Annotated in this window: 11 protein-coding genes and 1 pseudogene; 10 read left to right on the forward strand and 2 right to left on the reverse strand. The window is 72.3% G+C overall.

The features are described 5' to 3' along the window. Positions 1 to 180: 180 nt before the first annotated feature. From ACGF5G_RS18950 to ACGF5G_RS18980, 7 genes are all read left to right on the forward strand, one after another. Positions 181 to 753, forward strand: coding sequence for a sigma-70 family RNA polymerase sigma factor (locus tag ACGF5G_RS18950; RefSeq protein ID WP_393264309.1), 573 nt, complete (start codon positions 181 to 183; stop codon positions 751 to 753). Positions 754 to 843: 90 nt separating this feature from the next. Further along, on the forward strand, positions 844 to 1,620 hold the full coding sequence (locus ACGF5G_RS18955; protein ID WP_393264312.1) for a zf-HC2 domain-containing protein: 777 nt from the start codon (positions 844 to 846) through the stop codon (positions 1,618 to 1,620). Between the two features lie 95 nt (positions 1,621 to 1,715). Beyond that, positions 1,716 to 2,318, forward strand: a complete 603-nt coding sequence (locus tag ACGF5G_RS18960) for a copper chaperone PCu(A)C (protein ID WP_393264315.1) — start codon at positions 1,716 to 1,718, stop codon at positions 2,316 to 2,318. Positions 2,319 to 2,341: 23 nt separating this feature from the next. Further along, positions 2,342 to 3,544, forward strand: a complete 1,203-nt coding sequence (locus tag ACGF5G_RS18965; protein ID WP_393264317.1) for a Dyp-type peroxidase — start codon at positions 2,342 to 2,344, stop codon at positions 3,542 to 3,544. A gap of 28 nt (positions 3,545 to 3,572) precedes the next feature. Then, entirely contained in the window at positions 3,573 to 4,169 is a 597-nt protein-coding gene (locus tag ACGF5G_RS18970) for a copper resistance protein CopC (RefSeq protein WP_393264320.1), read from the forward strand. Between the two features lie 231 nt (positions 4,170 to 4,400). Further along, the gene (locus ACGF5G_RS18975; RefSeq protein WP_393264457.1) at positions 4,401 to 6,386 is read left to right on the forward strand and encodes a cytochrome c oxidase assembly protein; all 1,986 of its coding nucleotides are present in this window, start codon (positions 4,401 to 4,403) and stop codon (positions 6,384 to 6,386) included. A 675-nt stretch (positions 6,387 to 7,061) separates the two neighbouring features. Beyond that, positions 7,062 to 7,559, forward strand: coding sequence for a winged helix-turn-helix domain-containing protein (locus tag ACGF5G_RS18980; RefSeq protein ID WP_393264323.1), 498 nt, complete (start codon positions 7,062 to 7,064; stop codon positions 7,557 to 7,559). Positions 7,560 to 7,761: 202 nt separating this feature from the next. Here the strand turns inward: ACGF5G_RS18980 and ACGF5G_RS18985 are convergent, their stop codons facing one another. Beyond that, positions 7,762 to 12,129 carry a S8 family serine peptidase gene (locus ACGF5G_RS18985; RefSeq protein ID WP_393264326.1) on the reverse strand — a complete coding sequence of 1,456 codons (4,368 nt, stop codon included), beginning with the start codon at positions 12,127 to 12,129 and terminating at the stop codon, positions 7,762 to 7,764. A gap of 327 nt (positions 12,130 to 12,456) precedes the next feature. Between ACGF5G_RS18985 and ACGF5G_RS18990 the strand changes: the two genes are divergently transcribed. Continuing rightward, positions 12,457 to 13,020, forward strand: a complete 564-nt coding sequence (locus tag ACGF5G_RS18990; protein WP_393264328.1) for a winged helix-turn-helix domain-containing protein — start codon at positions 12,457 to 12,459, stop codon at positions 13,018 to 13,020. Positions 13,021 to 13,099: 79 nt separating this feature from the next. Here the strand turns inward: ACGF5G_RS18990 and ACGF5G_RS18995 are convergent. Next, a pseudogene (locus ACGF5G_RS18995) lies at positions 13,100 to 13,243 on the reverse strand (IS5/IS1182 family transposase); the annotation flags it as partial. Here ACGF5G_RS18995 and ACGF5G_RS19000 point away from each other — a divergent pair. Together ACGF5G_RS19000 and ACGF5G_RS19005 are read left to right on the forward strand one after the other, a co-directional pair. After that, positions 13,217 to 14,155 (forward strand): alpha/beta fold hydrolase, encoded by a 939-nt coding sequence (locus ACGF5G_RS19000; protein WP_393264331.1) that lies wholly within the window; start codon positions 13,217 to 13,219, stop codon positions 14,153 to 14,155. The pseudogene ACGF5G_RS18995 and the gene ACGF5G_RS19000 sit on opposite strands and share 27 nt — an antisense overlap. A gap of 126 nt (positions 14,156 to 14,281) precedes the next feature. After that, positions 14,282 to 15,049: a helix-turn-helix domain-containing protein gene (locus tag ACGF5G_RS19005; RefSeq protein WP_393264333.1), complete on the forward strand. Its 768-nt coding sequence runs from the start codon at positions 14,282 to 14,284 to the stop codon at positions 15,047 to 15,049. The last annotated feature ends 169 nt before the right edge of the window (positions 15,050 to 15,218 follow it).

A 15,218-nucleotide genomic window follows, 5' to 3' on the forward strand; every position in this document is an offset into this window, starting at 1 on the left:
CGCGGCGGCGTCCCGCCGAGGGCCTTGCGGCCCGGTTGATCCGATCCGGTCTGGCGAACTACCGCAGGGAGAGATACGTCGCATCGCCCGCGATACGGTACCGTCCGGTTACTACTACGACTTGTCGTGACCGCCGTGGGGGTGTCCGTCCTCCTCCGGTGGGCTGACGGGAGGTGCCGGATGGCCGACGACGACGCGGAGATCACCGCGTGGGCGCTGGCCGCCGGCCGGGGTGACCGGGACGCCGCCGCCCGGTTCGTCCGGGCGACGCAGCAGCAGGTCCGGCGCTTCCTCGCCGTGCTGGTCTCCCCCACGGAGGCGGACGACCTCGCGCAGGAGACCTTCCTGCGGGCGGTGCGGTCGTTGCGGTCGTTCGCCGGGCGGTCGTCGGCGCGGACGTGGCTGCTCGCGATCGCCCGCCGGGTCGCCGTCGACCACATCCGGAGCGCCACGTCCCGTCCGCGGACCGTGCCGCTGACCGACGGGCATGACACCGCTGACGCGTCGCGGAGCGCGTTCGATCGGCAGGTGGTGCTGGAGCAGCTGATCACGGCGCTGCCGGCGGACCGGCGTGAGGCGTTCGTCGCCACCCAGGTGCTCGGCCTGTCCTACGCCGAGGCGGCGGAGGTCTGCGGTTGCCCCGTCGGCACGATCCGCTCCCGGGTGGCCCGGGCCCGGGAGGACCTCGTGGCCGCCATGGACGGCGGCGGCCGGTCGACGGCCGCGCGGCCGGGCGGGAACGCGGCCGGCTGAGCGGGCCGCACCCCGGTTGAGCAGGGCCGCGGCGGCGGCCGGCGAAAAAACGTCGGGAACCGACGGCCGCATCGGAACGACTACCCGTGCATGGGGTGTGAGCAGTGGCGTGAGGTGCTGTCGGCGCAGCTGGACGGGGAGGAGTCCCCGGCCGAGCGGACGGCGGCCGAGGCACACCTGGCCGGGTGCGGCGGCTGCCGGACGTGGTACGACCAGGCCGCGGCGGTGACCCGGCGGGCGCGGCTGTCGATCATGGCCGCCGGTGACGACCTCACGGACGTCGTCCTCGACGCACTGCCCGAGGTGCCGCCGCGCCGGCGGCGGGGGCGGGCCGTGCTCAGCCTGCGGGGGCGGGCCGTGGTCAGCCTGCGGGCGGTGCTGGGGCTGATCGGGGCGCTGCAGCTGGTGTTGGGCCTGGCGCAGGTCGGGCGGGGCGTCGCCGGCCCACACGTGCATCCGGCAGCCGACGGGCTGGCGGCGGGGCATCTGTGGCACGAGTCGGCGGCCTGGAACGTCGCGGTCGGCGCCGGGTTCCTCTTCGTCGCGGCCCGGCGCACTCCCCCGACGGGGCTGGTGCCGATGTTGAGCGCGTTCGTCGGCATGCTGGTGCTGCTGTCGGTCAACGACCTGGCGACGGGGCGGGTGGACACCACCCGGCTGGTCAGCCACGGTTTCCTGCTCGTGGGCTACGTGCTCGTCGTCGCGCTGTCCCGCCCCGGGCTGCGCCCCGACGGCCCGGTGCGGCGCAACCGCACCGACGAGCCTCGCTGGCACCTGCCCGCCGAGGAGCAGCCCGAGTCGCCGGGGCTACGGCTGCTGCCGCCGTACCCCGGTTCCGCCCGCGTCCCCGACCGCCGGGCGGCCTGATCAATTTCGGACAGGATCGGCTCCCGGTCGGAACTTTTCCGACTACCGGGCCGACCAACCGAACGTCGCGTCATCGTTCGAAGGGACCTGCCCGGATGCTCCACACCATGCTCGCCGGCTCGCGTCGCCGCCCGGCCGCACTCCTCACCTGCGTCGCCCTCCTGCTCGGCGGAACGGTCGGCTGCGGCTCGTCCGACGGCTCGTCGGCCGGCGCGCCCAGCCCGTCACCGTCGGCCACGGCGAGCGCGGCGGGTGTGCTCGGCGTCCGCGACCCGTGGGTCAAGGCAGCCGACACGGGAATGACCGCGGCGTTCGGCAGCCTGGTCAACGACGGCGACACCGACGTCACGATCACCGGCGCCGCCACCGACGTATCGGCGATGGAACTGCACGAGATGGCCATGCGGGACGGCCAGATGGTCATGCGGGCCAAGCAGGGCGGCATCGTGGTCAAGGCCAGGAGCACGCACGTGCTGGAGCCCGGCGGCGACCACCTGATGCTGATGGACCTCAAACGGCCGGTGCGGGCCGGCGACCAGGTGAGCTTCACGCTGACCTTCGCCGACGGCCGGACCCAGACGTTCACCGCGGTGGCCAAGCCGTTCACCGGTGCGCAGGAGAGCTACGCCCCCGGCCACGGCGAACCCGCGCCCGACACGAGCGGCAAGCCCGCGACGACCACCGGCCCGGCGTCGTGACCGGAGTGCCCACCGCCCGCCCGGTGAGCAGGCGCGGCCTGCTCGCCGGCGGCGCCCTGGCCGCCGGAGGCACCCTGGCCGGCGCCGCCGCCGTCGCCGCCACCCGTTCGGACCCGGGAGTACGGCCCGTCGAGGCACTGCCCGTGGCCGAGGTCGGTGGTGCGGTCGAGCCGTTCCACGGGCCCCGGCAGGCCGGCGTCGCCACCGAGCCGCAGGCACACGCGTCGTTCGTGGCGTTCACCCTGAGGCCCGGCACCGACCGGGCGGCGCTGGGCCGGATGCTGCGGCTGCTCACCGACGACGCGGCCCGCCTCACCCAGGGGCGTCCCGCGCTGGCCGACACCGAGCCGGAACTCGGGCTGCTGCCCGCCCGGCTGACCGTCACCTTCGGCTTCGGCCCCGGCCTCTACGCCGCCGCCGGCCTGGCGGACCGGCGGCCGGCGTCGGTGGCGGCGCTGCCCTCGTTCCGCGTCGACCGGCTCCAGCCCCGCTGGTCGGGCGGGGACCTGCTGCTGCAGATCTGCGCCGACGACCCGGTCACCGTCGCCCACGCCCAACGGGTCCTGGTCAAGGACAGCCGGCCGTTCGCCGCCGTCCGGTGGGTGCAGCAGGGCTTCCGGCGCGGCGCCGGCGTCGAACCCGGCGGGCGTACCCAGCGCAACCTCTTCGGCCAACTCGACGGCACCGCCAACCCCAGGCCGGGTGGGCCGCTGGAGACCGCGGTGTGGGTGCCCGACGGGCCGGCGTGGCTGCGCGACAGCAGCACCCTGGTCGTCCGCCGGATCAGCATGAACCTGGAGACCTGGGACCTGCTCGGCCGCGCCGACCGGGAACTCGCCGTCGGCCGCCGCCTCGACACCGGCGCCCCGTTGACCGGAGCCGCCGAACACGACGTGCCCGACTTCGCCGCCACCGGCCCCGACGGGCTCGCCGTCATCCCCGACTTCTCCCACCTGACCCGCGCCCACGTCGGCGAGGACCGGCTGAAGATCCTGCGGCGCCCGTACAACTACGACGGGGTACCCACCGCCGACGGCACCGCCGACAGCGGATTGATCTTCGCCTCCTATCAGGCCGACATCGCCCGCCAGTTCCTCCCCATCCAGCGGCGCCTCGCCGAACGGGACCTGCTCAACGAGTGGACCACCCCGATCGGCTCCGCCGTCTTCGCCGTCCCGCCCGGCTGCCCCGACGGCGGCTGGATCGGCCAACAACTGCTCGGCTGACCACCACCCACCAGGAGAAGCACCAGAGATGCCCACCCGATTCCGCCGCCCGACCGCAGCCGGTCTCGTCACCGCCGCGCTGGCCGCCGCCGCGCTACTGCTCGTGCCGGCCGCTCCCGCCGCCGCGCACAACACGCTGCAGTCCGCCAGCCCCGCCAAGGAGGCCCGGCTGGCCACGGCGCCGACCCAGGTCAGGCTGACGTTCATGCAGAAGCTCGATCCGGCCTTCACCACCATCGCACTGACCGACGCCGCCCGAACGAAGGTCGCCACCGGCGAGCCCGTCGTCACCGGAACGACGGGGACGGTGACGATCGACCGCCCGCTGGCCAACGGCACCTACACCGTCGCCTACCGGGTCGTCTCCGCCGACGGGCACCCCGTGCAGGGTTCGTACCGGTTCACCGTCGCGGACCCCTCGGCGAGCGCCAGCCCGCAGGTGACCGCGGCGAGCAGCGCCCCACCGGCCGCCGGCCCGTCCACCCCGTCGGCCGGCCCCGCCGCCTCGGCGGGCGGCTCCGGCGGGGGGCCGGGCACCGCGGCGCTGGTGGTGGCCGCCGGCGTCCTGGCCGCCGTCATCGGCGGTGCCGCCATGCTGTGGCGTCGTCGCCGCGCCGGCGCCTGACGCACGCCCAGCCGACCGGAAAGGTCGACGCCTTGTCGCGGCGGCCCCGCCGGGCAGCCCGACCGGGCGACCACCGCCCTCCCCACCAGCAAGGGAAGCGACGTGCCAGACACCAAGTCCCACCCGGCCCCCGTCCCGGACGCCGGGCGCGCGGCGGCGGATGCCGGCCCCACCGCAGGGGCGACCACCCGCGGGGTAGGTCCGGCGGCCGGCGGTCGCGGCGGGTGGCTCGTGCCGGTGGCAACCGTGGCGTCGGCGGTGGCCGTGCTCCTGCTCGGCCTGCGCGCCGGCGGCGCGCTCACCGCCGCGATCCCCGGCCTGCCCGATCCCGGGCCGGTCACGGCGTGGGCGCTGCCCGTGGTTCGGCTGCTCGCCGACGGCCTCGCCACCCTGACGGTGGGGATGGTGGTGACGGCCGCGTTCCTGCTGCCCGGCGACGGTCCGAGCGTGTCCCCGCACGGCTGGCTGCTGCTGCGCCGCGCCGGCGCGGCGGCCGCGGGCTGGGCCGTGGCCGCGTCCACGCTGATCGTGCTGACGGTCTCGGACCTGCTCGGCGTCCCCGTGGACGGGCTCAGCCTCGCCACCGTGGTCAGCTTCGCCTCCTCGATCTCCCAGGGCCAGGCGCTGCTGCTGCAGGCGGGGCTCGCCCTGACGGCGGCGGTGCTGGCCCGGGCGGGGGTGTCACGCGGGCTCGCCGCCGTGGTGGCGTTGGTCGCCCTGGTCGCGGTGCTGCCGCCGGCGTTCACCGGGCACGCCGCCGGGGCGGGCAACCACCAGATCGCGGTGACCAGCCTCGCCCTGCACGTGCTGGCCGCCGCGCTGTGGGTCGGCGGGCTGGCGGCGCTGCTGATGATCCGTCGCAGCCGGCAGCTCGCCGACACCGCCGGCCGGTACAGCCGCCTCGCCCTGGGCTGCTTCGCGGCCGTCGCCGTGAGCGGGGCGGCCAACGCCGCCGTGCGCCTCGGCTCCGTGGCGGAGCTGTGGCAGTCCCGCTACGGCTGGTTGGTCCTCGGCAAGCTCGTCGCGCTGGCGATCCTGGGCGTCCTCGGCGCCCTGCACCGGTCGCGGACCCTGCCGGCCCTGCACGCGGGCCGCCCCGGCGCGTTCCGTCGGCTGGCCGTCGGCGAGCTGGTCGTGTTCGCCGCCACCGTCGGGCTGTCGGTGGCGTTGTCCCGCAGCCCCGCACCGGTGTCCGGGGACCCGCTCGACGCCGATCCGATCACCGAGCTGCTCGGCTTTCCGATGCCCGCCGCGCCGACCCCGGCACTCCTGGCGGGCCAGCCGCTGCCGGACATGTTCTTCCTGACCCTCACCGTCGCCGGGGTCGGCGGCTACCTGGCCGGCGTGTGGCGGCTGCACCGGGCCGGGCACCGCTGGCCGGTCGCCCGCACCGCGAGCTGGTTGGCCGGCATGCTGCTGCTGGCCGCGATCACCGACCTGGGCGTGGCCCGCTACGCGTACGTGCTGTTCAGCGCCCACATGGTGCAGCACATGGTGCTGTCGATGCTGGTGCCGATCCTGCTCGTCGGCGGCGCCCCGGTCACCCTCGCCCTCCGCGCCCTGCGCCGGCCCACGGACCCGCAGGTCCGCGGCGCCCGGGAGTGGCTGCTGATGGCGCTGCACAGCCGACCGGCGAAGCTGCTCACCCATCCCGTGGTCGCGTTGGGCATCTACGCCGGCAGCCTCTTCGGCCTGTACTTCAGCGACCTGCTGGGCACGCTGATGCGGTCCCACGTCGGCCACCTGGCCATGCTCGTCCACTACGTGGCCGCCGGGTACCTGCTGTTCTGGGTGCTCATCGGGGTCGACCCCGGCCGGCCGAGGCTCGCCCCTCCCCTGCTGGTGATCCTCCACCTGGCCGCGATGATGGCCCACGGCTTCTTCGGCCTCGTCCTGATGCAGAGCACCACCGTCATCGCCCCGGACTGGTACTCCGCCGTCCACCCCGCGTGGGCGTCCTCCCTGATCGACGACCAGAGGCTGGGCGCGGGGATCGCCTGGGCCTTCGGGGAGATACCGGCCGCGTTCGTCATGATCGTGCTGGTGCGCCAGTGGATCCGCGCCGACCAGCGCGAGCAGGGCCGGCTCGACCGGGCGGCCGACCGGGCCGAGGCCACCGGCGAGGAGGACGACCTCGCCCGGTACAACGCCTTCCTCGCCGCCGCCCGGCGTGCCGACGCCGGCCCGCAGGACGGCCGCGACCCCGCGCGTCCGTGACCGGGCAGGCGGCCGGTACGGTGCCGCCGTCTGCCTCGTCGGGGTGGCGGTCATGATGTACGCCCCGCTCGGCGGCTGACCCCGGCGGCACCGCCACCCGCCGGGCGGGGCAGCCCGGAGGCCCGTTCCAGCCCTGGCATGGTCATCCTGCCCGCCCACGCATGTCGAGCGCGGCAGTGTCATTGCGATACCGGAATTGTCCGCCAAGCAATTCAGGCCGATGTGTGGGGCGACGCGACATGGACCCGTGCCGAAATACCGTCGGCCCGTGACCGTAATTAGCATACGTGTGTTTCAGCAGGATGTCGGCTGAAGCGGACAACGACCACGCCGCATACGAGACGTCGGCCGCCGCGACGCCCGAGCCGTCCGCCCGCGTCCCGCAACGACCAGCAGGCTGGACACGGCGGCCGGTACGCAGGCGTCGGGAGCCCTCGCCCGGTCGCCGGCGGAGCGCCCATGTCCGAAAGATCGGTCAACCCACCACCAAAGGCCTCGCCGCTTCCGTCCGGACCGGGAAGTCAACCCATTTATGGATGCCAAAATGTAACCGTCTTTGGCCGAGGCAGGATGACACCCTGTCAGGGTCACAAACCGATTGATCGGCGTCGTATAGTAACTGTCCCGGAACGGGTGGGGAGCCGGAAGGGGTGGGGCATGAGGAGGATCCCGGCCGTGTCCTTGGTCATCGGAATCGCTTCCTCGCCGGCCGAGCGCCGGCAGCTCGCGCGACTGCTCGGCGGGACGGAGGCGTTTCTGATCGTCTCGAGCGTCGACCAGGCACGGGAGTTCCTCGACGTGGTGGAGACCCCGCCGCCAGGGGCAGCGGCCCCAGCCGTCCAGACCGTGGTCACGGCGGCCGCCGGCGGCGGCACCACTGCGCCACCACCCGACCTCAGCGTCGATTCCGACCGACGGGTGCTGCGCTGGCGGGACCGCGAGATCGAGCTGACCCGCCTGGAGCACGATCTCCTGCTGTGCCTGGTGGGAGCGCCCGGGCAGGTCTGGACGTACGAGCGGCTGCACCTCGAGGTCTGGGGCAACGAGCACCTCGGCCGCGGCTCCGACATGCATTCGGTCGTGCGGAGGGTGCGGCGCAAGCTGGCCGGGCTGAACGCCTCGGCGACGATCCACGCCGTCCGCGGGGTCGGCTTCCGCCTCGCCCCGGCCTGACCACGATCCGCCGCCGAGCGAGCCCGGAGACGCTGCCGGGCGACACCACGCACCGCTCGCACCCTCGGAACGCGCACCGCCAGCAGCCCTCGGACGCGCACTCCTGTGCCTTCGAACGCCGCACCGCCCGCCGCCCTCGAAACTGATCCGGCCCGCCTGGTCGATGACCAGGCGGGCCGGACTGTCAGCTAGCGGTCAACTGTCAACAACGGACGGGGGACAGAGCGAAGTCCTCCACCGTCGGGGTGGTGGTGTTGATCCTCGTCTGACGGGTCTGGGGCTTCCAGCCGTCCTTGGCGACGATCATCGTCATGGGGTTGTTCCGACGGTCCATCCAGTAGGCGTACTTGCCCTCGGCGTCGGTGGCGAACGTCCAGGACATCGCCCACGAGTCGATCTGGACGACGGCACCGGCAAGCGGCGAGCTGGCACCCTGGCAGCTCGTCCCGGTGACCGTACCCATCAACTTGCCCCAGGTGGTCGGCGGCTTCACGTTCATCGTCACGGCCACCGGCTCCACCGTGTACGGCGTGTTCTCCTTGATGGCGACCGAACCGGAGTAGGTGCCCGGCTGGTCGACGTTCGCCGTCATCCCGACGGTGACCGTGACCTGCTCGCCCGGCGCCAGCGTGACCGCCGTCTTGTCGATGGTCATCCAGCTGACGTCGGCGCCGCCCTCGGCGCACTCCTCGAACCCGGGCAGCGCCTCGCTGTCGGGCGTGGCGTTGAAGCTGCCGGAGGAGCCACCGACCTTGTAGAAGCCGCACGCCGCGGCACCGCGGTACCGCGGCGTGTTGGCGTTCGGCAGGTTGGACCACGAGTCGGTGGCCGGGTCGTAGGCGAAGCCGGCGTTCGTGATGGCCCCGCCCTGCACACCGCCGACGACCAGGAGCTTGCCGCTGGCGACAGCGAACGAGCTGGCCCAACTGTCGACCGGCGCGTCGGCGATCGCGGTCCAGGTGTTGGCCCCCGGGTCGAAGGCGTAGCTGGACTTCAGCACGGCGGAGCCGTCGTTGCCACCGGTGCAGTAGACGACGCCGTCGACCCCGCCGCAGGAGGCGAAGGCCACCGACTTCGGGTAGTCGGGCAGCGTCTCCCAGCTGTCGCTGCCCGGGTCGTACCGGACCACGTCGTTCGACATCGGCGTGCAGGACGACGTGGTGCAGCCACCGATGGCGTACAGCTTGCCGCCGACGACCGCCTGCCCGGCCGCGGAGCGCGGCGCGGGGTTGTCGGCCTTCTCCGTCCAGGTGTTGGCCGCCGGGTCGTACGACCAGGTGGTGCCGTCCGGGCCGGACGCCGCCCAGCCACCGGTCGCGATGATCTTCCCGTCCACGACGCCCACCGTCATGGCGTTGCGGGCGCCGGGAAGATCCGCGATCGGCGTCCAGGTCTGCGCGATCGGGTCGTAGACGAAGTTCTTCGTCGTGGACGCCGACCCGTTGGTGCCGGCGATCGAGTACACCTTGCCGTCCAGGTTCACCACCCGGTTGTCCATCACGTTCGCCGGGTAGTCGGCGATGTCGGTCCAGGGCGCGGCCTGCGGCCCGACCGCGGCCGAGGCCGCCGTCGCCGCCTTGCCGGTCGCCGCCGCGGCGAACGACGTCGGGGCGGTGAGCCGCTGCTCCGGCGCGCCGGTGGAGCCGAGCACCTGCTGCTTGCTGATCCGGGAGCCGTCGGCGCGCAGGAGGGTGAACCCGCCGTCGCGCTCGCTGAACTCCACGTCGACCGGGGCCCCGCCGGTGTTGGTCACCGTGAACGGCTTGTTGACCTTGCCGGTCGGCATCTGGACCGTTCCGCTCACCGCAGCCGGCGTGACCGACAGGCGGCCGGCCGCCAGCTGGAAGTTCGCGGCGGTCGCCCAGTCCTCCTGGACGTCGACCTGCTTGCTCTGGCTGACGTAGTTGCCGGCCTTCGCGGTGAACTTGTGGTTGCCCGTCAGCGACGAGAACAGCCAGTAGAAGCCGTCGGCCAGCCCGGCGTCGTCCGGCGTCGCCACGGTGGTGGCCTTCTCCGCCGGCCGCTCGTCGCTGGTGACGGTGGCACCGTTGACGTAGCCGTTGGTGTTCTTGTCACGGACGTGGCCGAGCACCAGGCCACCGTTGGTCGGCTCGCAGACGACCTGGCTGCCGATCAGCACGTTGTCGACCTCCCACCACCACTCGTACGAGGCGTCGTAGTAGTGGAACCGGACCCGGGTCTGCGCCTGGCCGGCGGCCTGCGGGATCGGGACCTCGGTCACCCGCGGCCCACGGACGTCGGCCGCCTGCCGGAGCACGTTCGTCCAGGTGGTGCCGCCGTCGACGCTGAGGTCGACATCGGCGCGGTCGCTGCCCAGCCAGTTGTAGTCCTGGTTGAACCGGATCACCGGAGCCGCGACGTCGGTCAGGTCGACGACCGGGCTGACGAGCGACGTGTCCTGCCGCCCACCGGAGCCGTACTCGTCACTGTCGACGATCGCGAAGTTGCCGGTGCCGCCGGTCAGGTTGCGGCGGCCGCCCTCGTCGGTGAACTTCCAGACCTGACCGGTGTTCGCGTGGTCCACCACGGACCAGCCAGCCGGCACGGTGGCGCCGTCGAACGTCTCGTACTCGCCGTCGGAGCCGAACCGGTAGCCGGGCGCCGTGGTGCACGAGTTGGTCTCCACCGGCACGGCGACGTTGGCGGTGACGTTGCCGCCGCCGACCACGACCTCCTTGGTGACGGCCTGGTAGCCCGGGTACTGCGACTCGACCTTGAGGTTGTACGTGGCCGAGGCCGGGAGCTTGATGCTGTATCGGCCGTTGACGGGCGTGGTGTAGTCGGACACACCGGACGGACCCTCGACGGTCACCTTGGCGTAGAGCGGCCAGCCGTGGCCCGACCCGTCGGTGACCGAGCCGCTGACGGTGACGCTGGGCACCGCCGTCAACGCGACGTTGATCGTCGTGGTCGCGTCGCGGGTGACGGTCGCCGGCGTCGTCTTGCCCTGGTAGCCGAACGCCGTCACGGCCACCTGGTAGTCACCGACCGGGAGCAGCGACGAGTACGTCCCGTTGGCGGCGGTGGTCAGCTCGCGGTCCGCCGCGCCCGTCAGGGCCACCTTGGCGCCCGCGATCGGGTCGCCGGTGGTCGCGTCCGTGACCGTGCCGGCCAGGGTGCCGGTGTCGCCGATCGGGGCCGCGTTGAGCAGCGCGAGCGCGTCCAGCCGACCCTCGCCGTACACGTTGTTGTCGTCGGTGGTGCCACCGCACTGGGTGTCGGCCTTGTCGACCGCCGCGTTGTCCAGCAGCGCGCGGGTCGGGTTGACCTCGCCGACCAGCGCCGGTGCCGCGGACCACAACAGCGCGATCGCGCCCGCGAGGTGCGGGGCGGCCATCGAGGTGCCGTTGTAGCTGGCGTAGCTGCCGCCCGGAACGCTCGACCGGACGTTCACGCCCGGCGCCGCGATGTTGGGTTTGATCTCGCCGTTCTGGCCTACGCCACGCGACGAGAAACCGGCGATGTTGTTGTTGATGTCGTAGGCGCCGGCCGAGTAGTTGCTGACCAGGCTGCCCGGGGAGCCGCTGGTCTGGCACGCCGACCCGTTGTTGCCGTTGGACCAGACACCGAAGATGCCCGACGCGGTCCAGGCCAGCGTCACGTCCTCCATGAACGGTTCGTTGGAGGGGCTCGTGGTCCCCCACGAGTTGTTGATGATGTTCGGCCGCTTGCTGACGTCCGGGTTCTGGCCGTTGAGGTCGGTCGGCTCGAGCATCCACTGGCCGGAGTTGACCAGCGCGGCGTCGCTGGGGCAGCAGCCGTTCGCGGCGATCCACTTGACCTCGGGTGCCACGCCGATCTGGTTCGCGCCCGCGGAGCCGGCCATCGTGCCCATGGTGTGGGTCCCGTGGCCGTTGCTGTCACAGGGCGCCGCCGCGCAGGTCCCGGCGGCGTTGTACCAGTTGTAGTTGTGGTCGAACGTGCCGTCGCCGTTGTTGCCGCGGTAGGAGTTCACCAGCGCCGGGTGGTCGAACTGGACCCCGGTGTCGATGTTCGCCACCGTGATGCCGGCGCCCTTGACGCCGTACTGGGACCAGACGTCGTCGGCGTTGATGTTGGCGATGCCCCACTCGAGGGCGTTGACCGTCTTCTCGTCGGTGCCCTTGGTGACCTCGGGCACCTGGTAGGCGACCGGGGCGTACAGGCCCTCGACCTCCGCGTGGGAGGCAATGCTCTCCGCCATCGCCAGCGAGCCGCCGCTGACCTTGATCGCGTTGGTGGCCCAGAAGGTCTCGTACTTCGCGCCCGCGCCGTCGAGCTCGGCACGGATCTTGGTCTGGCTCTCGGCGGCGGTTTTCTTCAACGCCGCCACGACCGCGGCGCCGCGCTTGTCCCAGTCCTTGATCGCTGCGGCCTGGTTCAGGTCCGCCCGGTCCTTGAAGCGGATCCAGAAGTCCCCTTCGGTCTTGCCCTGGAGCTGCTTGCTGAGCTCCGGCCGGATCTTGCCGTCTGCGGAGGCTGCTCCTGCCCCGGCCAGCGCGGCCTGTGCGCCGGAACCGAATGCGGCCAGGCCTGTCGCGGCGAGGACCAAGGCCGCGCCGGCACTCACCAGGGATCTGGCTGTGCGTCTCGTGGATGGACGTCTGAACATAGGTGGCGCCTCCTCCAGAACGACCCAGAGTGGAACGAGCCATGGTGGAGGGTGCGGGAAACGCACCTCCCCAAGTGGATGAAGTAGAAGGCACCCTTCCATGGCCCCCAGGCAACCGCGCGGGTCACGCCGGCTGCCCGTCTGGACACTATGATCGACATGAAAGGACGATCAAGAACTTGCCGTAAGCAATCTGTCACTAACAGTTGGCCAGCTCTCGGGGTGCTTGCCAATTTTTGTCACGATCATGACGAAGCTGGGCAGAAACCTGCCCATCGTTTCGGGGTGGGTGCTGTGGGGGCACACGACGAAGGCACGGCGTCGGACGGGCGCGATCCGGCCGAGGAACAATTTCCGCTGGTGATCGCGGTGGCACCGTCGCGGGCCGAGCGGATCCGACTCGCGGAGCGCCTCGAGGGCGTCGCACCGCTGCTGCTGGTCTCCGATCTCGACGAGCTGCGCAGGCTGATCGCGGCCCCGCAGCGGCTCCCCCCGGCGTCGTCCGGGCCGGCCCCTGCCGCCGCGCCCGAGGCGGCCGACGGCACGCTGCTGATCGACTCGGCCCGGTCGACCGCTCGCTGCCGGGATCGCGAGGTCGGCCTGACGCGACTTGAGCACGACCTGCTGATCAGCCTGACCACCGAGCCGATCCGGGTGTGGAGCTACGCCGAGTTGCACCGGACGGTCTGGCGTGACGAGGGGCTGGAGCGCAGGGCCGACGTGCAGTCGCTGGTGAAGCGGCTGCGGCGCAAGCTCGCCGGGCTCGGCACCGGCGTGACCATCGACGCGGTACGCGGCGTCGGGTTCCGGCTGACCGACCACCAGCAGCCGCGGGTCAGCGGTTCCTGATGCCTGCCTGACTTGGGCAGCCCGCATCGTGGTCCATCACCTGCAGCCCGGCGCGAGGTGGGGTAATGAGGTGCGGGTCCGACGCGTACGCCGTGTCGACCAGGACCCGGCCGGGGCGAGTTCTCGGGCGTCCGGTCGTCGGCCGTGGGACACGGATGGCGTCCAGGACCGGGATGAACCGCGGACTGTCGCCGCGGTGTCCGGCGGTCAGCAGGATGGCGAGCAGCTCAGGGTCGGCCCCGGCCCCTTCCACGACGACATTTGTCCAAGACTGATAGCCGGCAGCCCATGCATCATCCCCCGCATGAGTCAGTACGACGTTGAGCACTCGCATGGGATGCACGTGGTCCACGACGGCCCGCTGCAGGCGCCGCCGTTGCTGCTCATCCACGGATCGGGAGCCTCGGGCGCTTCCTGGAGCCCGATGATCCCGACACTCGCCGCCCACCATCACGTCATCCGGGTCGATCTCCCCGGCTGTGGCCAGTCCCCGCCCGCGCTGTCATACGACGTGCCCGCGCAGGCGGGCCGGGTGGCGGCGCTGCTCGACGATCTCGGCCTTCGGCACGTCGCCGTGGTCGGGCACTCCAGCGGCGGCTACGTCGCCACCGCGCTTGCCGAACAGCGCCCCAACCTGGTGCGGTCGCTCGCCCTGGTCAGCACCGGCCCGAGTCCCGAGGCGCTCCTCCCACAGCCGGCCATCCTTCGGGTCCTGCTGGGCCCGATTTTCGGCCCGGTCGTCTGGTCGAGGCGTTCGGACGCAATGATCGGCAAGGGGATCAGGGCTACGACCGCACGGCCGGTGGACATCCCGGACGACGCGATCGCCGATCTCAAGGGCATCACCTACCGCGTGTTCAGGACGGTGCTGCGCCGCAACACCGAGTACATCGCCGAGCGGAGCGTGCCCGAGCGTCTCGCCGCCCTCGAGGTCCCTGTGCTGGTGATCTTCGGCGCCGCCGATCCCCGCTGGGACCCGTCGTCGGCGCACCAGTACGACGCGGCGCCGACCGCGCGGGTCGAGCTGCTGCCCGGCGTCGGGCACATCCCCATGTTCGAGGCGCCCGAGGCGACCAGCGAACTGCTGCTGGGCTTCACGGCGACACCAACCCCGCCCGTGATCCCTCAGGCATAGGCTGGTCACGTGCTGTCGACCGGGACACAACCCGACTGGGCGTCGCTGGAGGTTGCAGTGCCGCGCCTGTCAGGTCGACTGCCGGGGACCAGCATGGCCGGGTTCCGCCAACGTGTCCCCGCACCCGTGGACATCGCCATGGTGGCACACCCATCCGTAACCCTGCTCGTCGATCTGAGCGAGGGAGAAGGCCTCGTCTACGACACCCCTGGCCGGCACGAGCGCGGTAGCGTCGTCATCGGGCTTCTCCCCGGCGATCTTCGGGCAACTGGCCGGGGGGTCGGCGAGTGCCTCCAGATCCGGCTGGAGCCGTCCGTGGCGGCAGCGGTGCTCGGCGCATCGACCGAGTTCAGCGGGACAGTCGTGTCCCTCGACGATGTCTGGGGCCACGACGCCGTGCGAGCCGAGCGCAGGCTGCGCGCCGCCGCCTCGTGGGACGAACGGTTCACGATCGCGGTGGAAATCCTCGGCCGACGGCTGGGCGCCCGCCCACCGATCGATCCGGAAGTCGCCTACACCTGGCGGCGGACGCTCACCAGCCGGGGGCGAGTGCGGGTCGATGGCCTGGCGGACGAGGTCGGCTGGAGCCGCAAGCGCCTGTGGTCCCGCTTCCGGTCCCAACTCGGCATCACACCCAAGCGCGCCGCCCGACTGGTTCGGTTCGACCACGCCGCCCACCTTCTCGCGGCGGGCCACTCCCCCGCCAGCGTTGCCATCGAGAGCGGCTACGTCGACCAGTCCCACCTTCACCGTGAGGTCAGGGCGTTTGCCGGGCTTACGCCCACGGCCGTGGCCGCCGCGCCGTGGCTCGCGATTGACGACGTTGCGTGGCCGGCTTCATCGCCAACCTCGAGCCCGATGACGGGTGGCGAACGCATCCCCGAGCATCGTTGAACAACCTGCCCACCACGATCTGGCTTCCCCACGACGCGCGGATTGAGAAACACGCCGTGTCAGGGCAGTTTCCGTCCACGGCCGCTGCAACAGCGACCGCACAGCGCACTTCCATCGGCAGTTCAGGATGCCCCCTCGACTCAGGCCACCTACCGACCGCGACCGCTCT

It is taken from the genome of Micromonospora sp. NPDC047730, assembly GCF_043204765.1.
Taxonomy (GTDB): domain Bacteria; phylum Actinomycetota; class Actinomycetes; order Mycobacteriales; family Micromonosporaceae; genus Micromonospora.